The organism is Streptomyces sparsogenes subsp. cuspidosporus, from assembly GCF_039532705.1.
GTDB lineage: Bacteria > Actinomycetota > Actinomycetes > Streptomycetales > Streptomycetaceae > Streptomyces > Streptomyces sparsogenes.
Window position 1 is genome coordinate 55942 of sequence record NZ_BAAASD010000048.1, and the last position, 11500, is coordinate 67441.

General features: G+C 74.3%; 12 protein-coding genes. 4 read left to right on the forward strand and 8 right to left on the reverse strand.

Annotated elements, in window-relative coordinates:
• Positions 1-732: an SLATT domain-containing protein gene (locus ABFY07_RS36200; protein WP_076970882.1), complete on the forward strand. Its 732-nt coding sequence runs from the start codon at positions 1-3 to the stop codon at positions 730-732.
• A 42-nt stretch (positions 733-774) separates the two neighbouring features.
• Here the strand turns inward: ABFY07_RS36200 and ABFY07_RS36205 are convergent, their stop codons facing one another.
• From ABFY07_RS36205 to ABFY07_RS36240, 8 genes are all read right to left on the reverse strand, one after another.
• A complete protein-coding gene (locus tag ABFY07_RS36205) occupies positions 775-1233 on the reverse strand; it encodes a hypothetical protein (protein ID WP_346178564.1) in 459 nt (152 codons plus the stop codon).
• Between the two features lie 27 nt (positions 1234-1260).
• A complete protein-coding gene (locus tag ABFY07_RS36210) occupies positions 1261-1800 on the reverse strand; it encodes a GNAT family N-acetyltransferase (protein WP_346178565.1) in 540 nt (179 codons plus the stop codon).
• 112 nt (positions 1801-1912) lie between these two features.
• Positions 1913-2563, reverse strand: a complete 651-nt coding sequence (locus ABFY07_RS36215; protein WP_346178566.1) for a hypothetical protein — start codon at positions 2561-2563, stop codon at positions 1913-1915.
• 81 nt (positions 2564-2644) lie between these two features.
• Entirely contained in the window at positions 2645-3178 is a 534-nt protein-coding gene (locus ABFY07_RS36220; protein WP_346178567.1) for a hypothetical protein, read from the reverse strand.
• Between the two features lie 5 nt (positions 3179-3183).
• Positions 3184-3837, reverse strand: coding sequence for a SigE family RNA polymerase sigma factor (locus tag ABFY07_RS36225; protein WP_346178568.1), 654 nt, complete (start codon positions 3835-3837; stop codon positions 3184-3186).
• Entirely contained in the window at positions 3834-6407 is a 2574-nt protein-coding gene (locus ABFY07_RS36230; protein ID WP_346178569.1) for a dolichyl-phosphate beta-glucosyltransferase, read from the reverse strand. Before ABFY07_RS36230 ends, ABFY07_RS36225 begins: the two co-directional genes overlap by 4 nt.
• 146 nt (positions 6408-6553) lie before the next feature.
• On the reverse strand, positions 6554-7246 hold the full coding sequence (locus ABFY07_RS36235; RefSeq protein WP_346178570.1) for a GntR family transcriptional regulator: 693 nt from the start codon (positions 7244-7246) through the stop codon (positions 6554-6556).
• Between the two features lie 132 nt (positions 7247-7378).
• The gene (locus ABFY07_RS36240) at positions 7379-8767 is read right to left on the reverse strand and encodes an aspartate aminotransferase family protein (RefSeq protein WP_346178571.1); all 1389 of its coding nucleotides are present in this window, start codon (positions 8765-8767) and stop codon (positions 7379-7381) included.
• Positions 8768-8995: 228 nt separating this feature from the next.
• Between ABFY07_RS36240 and ABFY07_RS36245 the strand changes: the two genes are divergently transcribed.
• The 3 genes from ABFY07_RS36245 to ABFY07_RS36255 all read left to right on the forward strand — a co-directional run.
• Positions 8996-9631, forward strand: coding sequence for a DJ-1/PfpI family protein (locus ABFY07_RS36245; RefSeq protein ID WP_346178572.1), 636 nt, complete (start codon positions 8996-8998; stop codon positions 9629-9631).
• The gene (locus ABFY07_RS36250) at positions 9628-10203 is read left to right on the forward strand and encodes a MarR family winged helix-turn-helix transcriptional regulator (protein ID WP_346178573.1); all 576 of its coding nucleotides are present in this window, start codon (positions 9628-9630) and stop codon (positions 10201-10203) included. Before ABFY07_RS36245 ends, ABFY07_RS36250 begins: the two co-directional genes overlap by 4 nt.
• Positions 10204-10292: 89 nt before the next feature.
• The coding region (locus tag ABFY07_RS36255; protein WP_346178574.1) for a serine/threonine-protein kinase at positions 10293-11500 on the forward strand (1208 nt) is incomplete at its 3' end.

Below are 11500 nucleotides of genomic sequence, written 5' to 3' on the forward strand. Positions count from 1 at the left end.
GTGAGTCAGCCGGAGATGCAGCCCGAGGGGCTCCCTCGACAGGAAGGCCCGAAGAAGCAGGGGGACCTGCTCGGTCGGCCCTTCCCGCACGGCGACTGGGGCGAGCCCGCCGAGCGCCTCGACGAGCTGTACCAGTGGGTCGAGGAAGGCGCGCTGCAGGTCGCGAAGTGGTACCTCGCCGACCGGGTGTGGAAGCGGCGGGTCGCGCGGGCGCTGCGGGTGGGGGCGGCCGTCATGGGGGTCGTGGGAGCCATACTGCCGCTGCTGGATCTCAACGGGGTGCTGGGCGGCGGGGCCGGGTGGGGCTGCCTGGTGCTGCTGATCGCCGCCGCGTGCGTCGGGTGCGACCGGTTCTTCGGGCTGACCTCGGGCTGGATGCGGGACGTCGCCACGGCACAGGCCGTGCAACGACGTCTGGAGACGCTGCAGTTCGACTGGGCGTCGGAGAGCGTGCGCGAGGTGCTCGGCCCGACCGAGGGCACGGCGGCCGAGGCCGTGGAGCGCTGCCTCGCCGTGCTGCGCCGCTTCTGCGAGGACATCTCGGAACTCGTACGGACCGAGACCGCCGGCTGGATGGTGGACTTCGGCTCCGGCTCCGCGCCCCTGTTCACCCAGGCCCTGGTGGCCCAGGGCTCCCGCCCCGAGGGCGGCTCCCCCGCGAACCGCTTCCCCCTCCAGCCGACCACCCGCCCCAACATGCCCCGTCAGCGCCCGCCGGAGCCGCCCCGGTAGCCGGAGCCGCCCGGCACCGCCCCGGTAGCGGAAACGCCCGGGTCAGCCGCTCCGAGGGGCCTGCTGGACCGCCCACTGGATCGCCGCCACCATCTCGTTCCGGTGGGCGATGTTGTGGCGCGACCACACCGGCGTGCGCCAGTTGGCGGCGATCCCGAAGCGTCGGCGTCTGCCGTCCCGCGTGGTGATGTGCAGCACCGTCCGGCCGGTCGCCCCGACCGAGGTGATGTCCTCAAGCCGCACGGCCCGCGCCTTGTTCGCCCAGCCGACGATCAGCTCGATCGCCCTGTCGACGCCCGTCGGCGCCGCCGAACCGGCCACCGTGCTCAACAACTGGCCCGCGAGCTTGGTGTTCAACGGGCCGTGGTACACGCGGCGGTTGGTGAGGACGAGCAGACCGCCGATCAGCGCGAGGCCGGTGCCAGGGATCAGAACGGCTCCGGTCTTCATGCAGAGCACCCGCTCCCCCGGCTCCGGCGGCAGGGTCACCCACAGTCTCATCACGCATCCCCCCTTGAACCATCAAGCTTACTGACGGTCCTCCCGGCGCAGGCGGTAAACGACGCTCGGGCGCAGCGGGCCCTCGGGCACGGTCATGTCGTCGAAGTCGTCGGCCGGGTCGCGGGTCATGCCGATGCGGCGCATCACCGCCTGGGAGCGGAGATTGGTGGCCGTGGTGACGGCGAGGATCTCCGGCAGGCGGAGAGCCTCGAAGCCGTGGTCCACGGCGGCCAGGGCGGCCTCGGTGGCGTAGCCGTGTCCCCAGTACGGGCGGGCCAGCCGCCAGCCGACCTCCACTCCGGTGAACGGCATGTCCTCGTCCACCGGATCGAGCCCGGTGAAGCCGATGAACTCCCCGGTGGCCCTCACCTCCACGGCCCACCACCCCCAGCCCCGCCGGTCGAGGTCGGCCTGGAAGCGGGCCACTGACGCGTCGCTCTGCTCCCGCGTGAGGACGCCCGGGAAGTACTCGCGGACCTCGGGGTCGGCGTTCAGGGCCGCCCATGGGGCGAGGTCGGATTCCCGCCACTCGCGGAGCACAAGACGATCGGTGCGCAGTTCGGACATCCCGGCAATCTAACGTGTTCCGCGAGCGCGGGACGATCGAATAAACCGGCGGAGCGGCGCCGCCCCTTGGGCTCCGCCACCCGGCCCGCCCCGGCCGGCCCCGGCTCCCCGCTCAGCTGAAGACGATCATCGAGCCCTGGCCGAGGCTGCGGGTGGCCGCCGCGTGGAGGCCCAGCCAGACGTGGCGCTCGCGGGCGAAGGGGTTGTCCTCGTACGGAATGGGTGCGGCCGGTTCCTCCAGGGTGGTGGGGCGGGCCGGGGGCGCGGGGGTGGCCGGGGGGTTGTGGGGGTCGATGCCGAGGGCGGGGGCGACGGCCTCCAGCTCCCTCAGCAGGCCGTGGCTGGACCCCAGGGGCCCGCCGCCCTCGAGGAGTTCGTCGTTGGACAGCGGGTGTGCGAAGTCGACGGGGACGTAGGCGCCGGCGTGGTCGTAGTGCCACACCAGGTGGGACTGCTGGGCCGTGGGCTCGAACATCTCCAGCAACTGCTCGTAGTCCCCGCCGAGTTCGTCCACCGGCGTGACGGCCAGCCCGGAGATCTGGAGCAGGTAGGCGCGGCGGAGGAAGTGCAGCGCGTCGTAGTCGAAGGCCGCGACCGGGGCGACGTCCCCGGACAGGCCCGGCATGTAGCCGAAGACGGGCACGGGCGGCAGACCGGCGTCCCCGAGTGCCTTGTCGTAGGCCGCGAGTTCCTCCGCGAAGGGGTTGTCGGGGCTGTGGCACAGCACATCGACGAGGGGGACCAGCCAGAGGTCACAGGCCACGCGATCTCACTCTCGTATCCGTACGGGCAGTGGTCGGCCCAGCGTAATGCTCCCCGTACGCCGCGCGAAGAGCCCTGTACGTCAGGGGGGCGTGGCGGTGGTCGCTGTCGTCCCGGACGGGTTCGCCGGTGACGTGTACCCGCCCATCGGGGTGGTCGGGGACATGCCGGGGGAGGTGTCCGACCAGGTGTCCGGTGAGGTGCTGGGTGACGTGGGCGGCGGTTGGCTGGAGTCCGCTGATCCCGTCGGTTCGGTCGGGCCGGACGAGCTCCCGCTGGGCGACGCCGTCCCGGTCGGCGACGCCGTCCCGGTCGGCGACGCCGTCCCGGTCGGCGCGGTGCTCGTCGGCGTCGTGGGGCGGTCCGGGCCGGGCCCGGCGGGGGGCGTGGCCGGGCCGGGCAGCAGGCGCGCGGCCAGGGCCAGCGCCACGGCCACCAGCGCGACGACCAGCCCCGCCGCCACGGGCAGCGCCGCCCGGCGCGCACGCGCCCGCCGCCGGCCCCGCCGGAGGGCCCGGGCCACGTCCACGCCCGGCGCCCCGGGGCCCGGTTCGAGACCGCGCAGCGGGGAGAGCAGCCGCGCCGCCTCCCGTGCCAGCTCGTCGTCGTCCCGCATGGCGGCTACTCCTTCCCCAAGCGCTGGTCCACGGACGGCATCGAGGCGAGCGGATGCCCGCCGAGTTGCCCGCGCAGCCGGGCGAGGCCCCGCGCGGTCTGGCTCTTCACGTTTCCCTCGGAACAGCCGAGGACCGCCGCCACCTCGGCCACCGGCAGGTCGCACAGGAACCGCAGCACCAGCACGGCGCGTTGGCGCGCCGGGATGCGGGAGAGCGCGGTGTGCACGACCGTGCGCGTCTCGATGTCCGGCACGCCCGCGACGGGCGGCAGCCCCGGCGTCTCGTGCGGCGCGCCCGAGAGGCGGACGACCCGGGCCCAGCCGAGGCGCTGCTCGTTGAGGAAGCACCGGACGAGGATGGTGTGGACGTAGCGGTCCAGGTCGTCGGCGGCGCGGGCGCGGCGCCAGTGGACGTACAGCTTGGTCAGGGCGGCCTGGACGACGTCGTCGGCGCGGTGCGGGTCCTTGCAGAGCAGGTGCGCGACGCGGCGCAGCGCGGGCAGCCTCGCGGAGACGTACGCGGTGTACGCCCGCTCGGCTTCCGCCTCGTCCTCGGTCCGGTCGGCGGCTCGGTCGGCGGCCTGGTTCCCCGTCCGGCCCTCCGCCCGGTCCTGAGCCCCGCCCCCGGCCGCACCACCCCCGGGCCCGTCCTTCCTCACGTCCCTCCGTGCACGTCCCACACCCACACTCCCCCGATCCACTCCCCCTGCCAGCCCAGCAGCCGCTCCAGGGTGACACGCAGCGCCTCGTCCCCCGGTTGCGGGGCGAGCACGACCGCGCCCGCCCGCCAGTACTCGAGGTCCTCGCGGGCGGCGCGGCGCTGCTCCTGGCGGATGCGCGGGACCCGTCCGGTGCGGCTGACCTCGGCGAGGAGGGCGGAGGTGAAGCGGTACTGGGGGCCGTAGACGCCGGTCCGGTCGGGGCCGTCGGGGCCGTTGAAGTAGCCGCCGGGGAGCGGGAAGCCGAGCCCGGCGGTGGTCTGCCAGTGCAGGGCCTCGGCGTCGCCGGGGCTGGGCAGCGGTACGGGGACGAGGGTGCGGCCCTCGGGCACGTGCGCCCGCCAGGTGCCGTCGGCGATGAAGGACGGGACGGGGACGCGGTCGGCGGTGGTGAACGGGGTGGGCGCGATAGGCAGCAGGGCGGCGGTCACGGCGGCCCACCCGGCGATCCGCAGCCCCCGCCCGCCGCCGTCGCCGCCGCCGTCGCCGTCGCCGCCGCCGTCCGGCCCGGCGGGGGCCGAGGCGCACAACCGGTCGCAGGCCAGGGCCAGCAGGATGCCGAGCGCGGGCACCGCCGCCATCGCCACCCGCGACTCGATGACCGACTCGAACAGCGGCCGGTGGGCGAGCGCCCGCCACGGCCCGGGCAGCGTGATCCCCGTCCAGGGCACCGGGATGGTGCGCCCGAGGGAGAGCACGGACGCCGCGAGGGCCACCCACCCGAGCGCCCGCACCCGGGGGTCCCGCCACAGCCACACCACCACGACGGCGGTCAGGGCGAGCAGCGGCCAGCCGAAGAAGGCGTTCTGCTCGGTGCGGTTCATCGCCAGCGCGTCGGCGGTGGCCTGGTGCCCGGCCAGCGAGCGGCCGGCGAACTCCACGAACGCGCGCGGGGAGTTGCCGGCCGGGCCGTGCAGCACGCTGTGGTAGCTCTGGTCGCCGAAGAACTGCCACAGCAGCGGATAGGCGAGCAGCGGCACGCACACCGCGACCGCGACGGCCAGCCCCCGGGCCAGCGGGCGCAGCGCCGCCCGCGCCCGGGCCGGGCGCGCGGCCGCGTAGCCGGCCGCGAAGAGGACGAGGCCCAGGGCGGCGAGCAGCAGCGCCTCCTCGCCGAGGAAGACCTGGTAGGTGAGGAAGAGGCCGAGGACCACCCCGTCGCGCCCGACGCGGGTGCCCTCGCACAACCGCAGCAGCCGGTCGATGATCAGCGGCATCATGAACAGCACCGCGAAGTTGGGGTGCGCGTTGGCGTGGGAGATCATCGGCGGGGCGAAGGCGCACAGGGCGCCGCCGAGCGCGGCGGCCCGGCGGGCGCGTACGAACCGCTTGCGCAGCAGCCAGTACCAGGCGGCCGCGGTCCCGGCCAGCCCGCAGGTCAGCACCAGTGTCCAGGTCGCGCCCGGCCCGAAGAGCGCGGTGACGGGCGCGAGCGGGACGGCGAGCCCGAGCATGGCGGTGTTGGCCATGAGGTTGACCCCGAGCGGGGCGTTCTGGAGGCCGGTGAAGAACGGGTCGTCGAGCCCGAGGACATGGTGGGCGGTGACCGCGAAGAACCACTCCCACTGGTTCTGGTCCTGCCCGCTGTCGACGAGGTAGCGGTGCCCGACGTGCGCCCACAGCCCCTTGTAGAGCAGCACGGACAGCAGCAGATAGGCGAGGAGTACGGCCCGGTCGCCGGCGCCGATCCGCTCCCGTACGCCCCGCCGCGCGAGGCGCAGCAGTTCCAGGAGCACCCGTCCGTAGTCCAGCGGCCGGATCTTGGAGCCCTCCTGGTGGGCCCAGCGCACCGGCACCTCGGCGACCGGCCAGCCCTCGCGGCGGAAGGCGCGCAGGATCTCCACGTCGATGCCCCACCCGTCGAGCCGCGACCGGCCGAAGGCCGCGCGCGCCCGGTCGCCGTCGAAGAGCTTGAATCCGCACTGGGTGTCGCGGACGCCGGGCAGGGCGACCGCCCGTATCAGACGGTTGCCCGCCCGGCCGGCCAGCCGGCGCAGCGGGTGCTGGTCCACCTCGATCAGCGCCTGGGGGTGGGCGCGGGAGCCGATCGCCGCGGCGGAGCCCGCGTCGAGCCGGTCGTGCAGCGACGCCAACTCCTCGATGGGGGTGGCGAGATCGGCGTCGGTCAGCAGCACCCGCCGCCCGCGCGAGGCGAGCACGCCCAGGCGCAGCGCGTGGCCCTTGCCGTGGTTCCGCGCGGAGGAACCGGCGGTGGGGGACGCGGCGGGCGGGGTCAGCAGCCGGATGCGCGGCTCGGCCTCGGCCGCCCGGCGGACGACGGCCGCGGTGGCGTCGCTGGACCCGTCGTCGACGACGATCAGCTCCCACTCGGCGTGGCGGCCGGGCGAGGAGCGCAGATAGCGGCAGATCGTGTCGAGGGTCCGGGGCAGCCGGTGCTCCTCGTTGTACGCGGGCACGACCACGGTCAGATCGACGGCGCCGCGGCCGGGAGCGGGCGCGGCGGGGCCGATGGCCAGGGCCGGAGGGCGGGCGGGCGAAGTGTGCAGCACATGTGGGGGACCACCGCGGGTCCACGCCGGGTTGTGTGTCGCCTGTCACATTCGCGGGCGGGTGTCGCGCGTCACCTCGCCGTGGGGCGGCGGCTCATCCTTCCCGGCGGCTCATCCTTCCCGGCGGCTCATTCCTTCCCGGTGGCTCATTGCTTTCCGCCGCCGGTGACCAGTCGCTCGATCAGAGCGAGGGAGTGCGCGTTGTACGCGGCTATCAGCCGCTCGGAGGCCTCCGCGTCGCCGCGTGTGACGGCCGCGGTGAGCTCGCCGTGCCCGGCCCACAACTGCCCGCGCAGATCCGGCACCCGCCGCAGATACGGCACGGTGAAGACCCAGGACTGGACCCGCAGCCGCTGGAGGAAGTCGAGTATGTACGGGTTGCCGACGAGCCCGCACAGCTCGCGCCAGAAGCGCAGGTCGTAGCCGATGAGTATGTCGAGGTCGCCGGAGCGCGCGGCGCGCTCGGCCTCCTCGGCGCGGCGCCGCACCGAGGCCAGGGCCTGCGGGGTCATGCTGCGCAGGGTGTCCTCGACGCACTGCCGGAAGACGCCCTCGACCACCATGTTGCGGGCGTTGAGCATGTGCCGGAAGTCCTCGAAGGTGAACTCGTGGACCTTGAAGCCGCGGTGTTCCTCGACGTCCAGCAGCCCCTGGGAGCACAGGTCGAGCAGGGCCTCGCGGACGGGGGTGGCGGAGACGCCGTACTGGTCGGCCATCTCCTTGACGGTGAACTGTCGGCCGGCCGGGAGTCTGCCCGCGAGCACCTCGTCGCACAGCGCCTCGGCGATCTGCTGGCGCAGGGTGTTGCGCTTGACCGGGCTGGTGCCGGGCACGGGCATCGATGACCGTCTCCTTCCGCGGCCGTCGTGTCGTACGGATGCGGACGGCCCTCGCATCACGATATGCGAGGGCCGTTGCGCGAAGTGCGCAGAGTGGCTGGAGTGGTCTACACCGTGACGCCCGAGGAGCCGTCAGACGGTGTGGGCGTCGGCCGCGGACAGGGCCTCGTCGAGGATCGCCAGGCCCTCCTTGGCCTCGGCCTCGGTGATGGTGCACGGCGGGACCACATGCGTGCGGTTCATGTTCACGAAGGGCCACAGCCCGCCGCGCTTGCAGGCCGCCGCGAACTCGGCCATGGGCTGGTTCGCCGGGCCGCTCGCGTTGTACGGGACCAGGGGCTCGCGGGTCTCCTTGCTCTTGACGAGGTCGAGCGCCCAGAACACGCCGAGACCGCGGACCTCGCCGACGGACGGGTGGCGCTCGGCGATCTCGCGCAGCCCGGGGCCGATGACCTTCTCCCCGATCTCGGCGGCGTTCTCCACGATGCCCTCCTCCGCCATGGCGTTGATGGTGGCGACGGCGGAGGCGCAGGCGAGCGGGTGGCCGGAGTAGGTGAGGCCGCCGGGGTAGGGCCGCTGGTCGAAGTCGGCGGCGATCTCGGCGCTGATGGCGACGCCGCCGAGCGGGACATAGCCGGAGTTGACGCCCTTGGCGAAGGTCAGCAGGTCCGGGGTGACGCCGAAGTGGTCGGCGGCGAACCAGTGGCCGGTGCGGCCGAAGCCCGCCATGACCTCGTCGAGGACGAAGACGATGCCGTAGCGGTCGCAGATCTCGCGGACCCCGGCCAGATAGCCGGGCGGCGGCACCATGATCCCGGCCGTGCCGGGGACGGTCTCCAGGATGATCGCGGCGATGGACTGGGGGCCCTCGAACGCGATGGTCTCCTCCAGGTGCGCCAGCGCGCGCTCGCACTCCTGCCGCTCGTCGGCGGAGTGGAAGGGCGAGCGGTAGAGGAACGGCCCCCAGAAGTGGACGACTCCGGCCGAGGCGGTGTCGGAGGGCCAGCGGCGCGGGTCGCCGGTCAGGTTGATCGCGGCGGCGGTCGCGCCGTGGTACGAGCGGTAGGCGGACAGCACCTTGGGCCGGCCGGTGTGCAGCCGGGCCATGCGGACGGCGTTCTCCACGGCCTCGGCGCCGCCGTTGGTGAAGAAGATCTTGTCCAGGTCGCCGGGGGTGCGCTCGGCGATCAGCCGTGCCGCCTCGGACCGCACGTCCACGGCGAAGCCCGGCGCGATGGTGCACAGCTTGGCGGCCTGCTCCCGCACGGCGGCCACGACCTTGGGGTGCTGGTGGCCGATGTTGGTGTTGACCAGCTGGGAGGAGAAGTCGAGGTAGCGGTTCCCGTCGTAGTCCCAGAAGTACGCGCCCTCGGCGCCCGCGACGGCGAGCGGGTCGATGAGCCCCTGGGCGGACCACGAGTGGAAGACGTGGGCCCGGTCCATCGCCTTGACGGCGGCACCGGTGGCGGGGTCGGGCGTGGGGCTGGGGGTCGGGGCGGGCTGCGCGGGCAGTGCGGACACGTTCGTACCTCTGATCGCTCGCAGGTCGGTGGGGCCCAGGGTACGGACCGGGCGCGGCGGCGCGGCACCGACAGGCTGTCGGGCGCTGGCGGGGCACGTGGACAGACTGCCGGGCGGGAGCGCGGACCCTTGACCCGGCCTTGTTTGACAGCTTGCTGTCCATACGACAGCCTGCTGTCATCCAGTCGGCGCGCCGCACCGAGGCGGGCCCGGGGACGAGGAGCAGCCATGGAACGCAGGACCGTGCATGTGGCCGTCTACGACACGCTCGCCGACTGGGAGTTCGGCTACGCCACCGCGCATCTGCGCGACACCTCCTTCCACCGGCCGCCCCGCCCCGGCATCGACGTGGTGACCGTCGCGGAGCGTCGCGAGCCGGTGACGACGATGGGCGGGCTGCGCCTCCAGCCCGACCTGGCCCTGGAGGACCTGCGGCCCGAGCACAGCGCGATGCTGGTCCTGCCGGGCGCGAGCCTGTGGGACGCCGGCGAGCGGAACGCGCCCTTCGCGCGGGCGGCGCGGACCTTCCTGGAGGCGGGCGTCCCGGTCGCGGCCATCTGCGGGGCCACGGCGGGCCTCGCCCGCGAGGGCCTGCTGGACGACCGCGCCCACACCAGCGCCGCCGCCCCCTACCTGGCCGCCACCGGCTACAAGGGCGGCGACCACTACCGGGAGGCGGACGCGGTCACCGACGAGTCCGGCGACCTGATCACGGCCGGGCCGACGGAGCCGGTCGCCTTCGCCCGGGAGATCCTGGCCCGGCTGGACGTGTACGAGCCCGAGGTGCTCGACGCCTGGTTCCGGCTCTTCTCCGCCTCGGACGCGAGCGCCTTCGAGGTACTTCAGGCGGCGCAGCTGCGATGAGCGAGCGCGCCGAGCGGGACGTGCCCCAACCTGGGGGCAGCGAGCGGGACGTGGCCGAGCGCGAGGGCGTTGAGCGGAAAGCGGCTCAGCCCGCAGACAGCACCGCAGCCACCGCGCCCGCCCTGCTCAGCCGGACCGCGCTGGCCGTCTTCCGGCTGGGCGGGCAGTTCCTCGCCGTGTCCGAGCGGCTGGCCCGGCCCGTGGGGCTGACCGCCGCGCGATGGCAGGTGCTCGGGGCCGTGTTGGGGGAGCCGCTGAGCGTGGCCCAGATCGCGCGGGTCATGGGCATCACGCGGCAGAGCGTGCAGCGCGTCGCGGATCTGCTCGTCGCGGACGGACTGGCCGAATACCGCCCGAACCCCGCGCACCGCCGCGCCAAACTGCTCGCCCCGACCGCCGAAGGCCGCGCCGCCGTAGGAGCGATCAGTCCAGGCCACCGGGGCTTCGCCGGACAGCTGTGCGAACAGCTGGGCGGAGAGGCGGAGTTCGCGGCCGTGGCGGACGCGCTGCGGCGGCTGTCGGAGGCCATGGAGGCTCTGGAGGATCAGCACGGTCAGATACGGAACCGATAACGGATCCCACGCGTCGTCCACTTCGCTCTCAGCCCCCTCTATTCTCTGGCGAGGGGCTGATCAGGGGAACAGGGGAAGGACAGCGACGCATGGAAGACCTGGGGGCCGAGGACCCTCGCTGGATCGGCGAGTACCGGCTGATCCGGCGGCTGGGAGCGGGCGGCATGGGACGGGTGTTCCTGGCCCACTCGCCACGCGGCCGCACGGTCGCGGTCAAACTCGTCCAGACGGAACTCGCGCAGCAGGCCGAATTCCGACGTCGCTTCAAGCAGGAGGTGCGGGCCGCGCAGCGGGTCGGGGGCGAGTGGACGGCCCCCGTGCTCGACGCGGACACCGAGGCCGCCACGCCCTGGGTGGCCACCGGCTACATCGCCGGTCCCTCCCTGCACTCGATCGTGGCCGAATCGGGTCCCCTGCCCGAGCGGTCGGTACGGATCCTGGGCCACGGCCTGACCAAGGCGCTCCAGTCCATCCACGGCGCGAATCTGATCCACCGTGACCTGAAGCCCTCCAACGTCCTCATCACGATCGACGGGCCGCGCGTCATCGACTTCGGCATCGCGCGGGCCCTGGAGACCGTCACCGACGGCATCCTCACCCGCAGCGGCGCCGTGGTCGGCTCGCCGGGCTTCATGTCGCCCGAGCAGGTGCGGGGCGAGCGGGTCACCCCCGCCAGCGACGTCTTCTGCCTCGGCTCGGTGCTCGCCTTCGCGGCCATCGGCCGCCAGCCCTTCGGCACCACCGACAGCGGGGTGCACGCGGTGATGTACCGCATCGCGCAGGAGGAACCCGACCTCCAGGGGCTCCCCGAGGGGCTGCGCGAGCTGGTCACCGACTGCCTGAACAAGGACCCGGCCGCCCGGCCCACCCTGGAGCAGCTCCTGGAGCGCACGGCCGGGCCCGAGGGCGCGGAGGACGCCGACGAGCCCTGGCTGCCGGGCAGCCTCGTCGCGCAGCTCGGGCGCCACGCCGTACAGCTGCTCGACGCGGAGACCCCGGCCGGCCCGCAGCCGCCCGTCATGCCCGCGCCGCCGTCCGCGCCGCCCACCACTCCGCCGTCCGCGCCGCCCGCCTTCCCGCCGGCCAAGCCGGCGGTCCCCGCTCCCCCGGCGACGCCGCCCACCGCCACCTCGTACCCGCTGGCGCCCGCGGAGCCGGCGACGCCCCCGGCGCCGGCCGCCCCGCCGCAGCGGGCGACCCCGCCGGCGGTCCCCGCGGTGCCCCCTGCCGCCCCGCCCGCGGCCTCTCCCGCCGAGAGCGCCGCAGCTTGTCCCCATGGCGACCAGGGCCAACAGCA

Coding starts and splice junctions, on each gene's coding strand:
- ABFY07_RS36205 (WP_346178564.1), bottom strand. CDS start 1,233: ATGAGACTGTGGGTGACCCTGCCGCCGGAGCCGGGGGAGCGGGTGCTC.
- ABFY07_RS36210 (WP_346178565.1), bottom strand. CDS start 1,800: ATGTCCGAACTGCGCACCGATCGTCTTGTGCTCCGCGAGTGGCGGGAA.
- ABFY07_RS36220 (WP_346178567.1), bottom strand. CDS start 3,178: ATGCGGGACGACGACGAGCTGGCACGGGAGGCGGCGCGGCTGCTCTCC.
- ABFY07_RS36235 (WP_346178570.1), bottom strand. CDS start 7,246: ATGCCCGTGCCCGGCACCAGCCCGGTCAAGCGCAACACCCTGCGCCAG.
- ABFY07_RS36245 (WP_346178572.1), top strand. CDS start 8,996: ATGGAACGCAGGACCGTGCATGTGGCCGTCTACGACACGCTCGCCGAC.
- ABFY07_RS36250 (WP_346178573.1), top strand. CDS start 9,628: ATGAGCGAGCGCGCCGAGCGGGACGTGCCCCAACCTGGGGGCAGCGAG.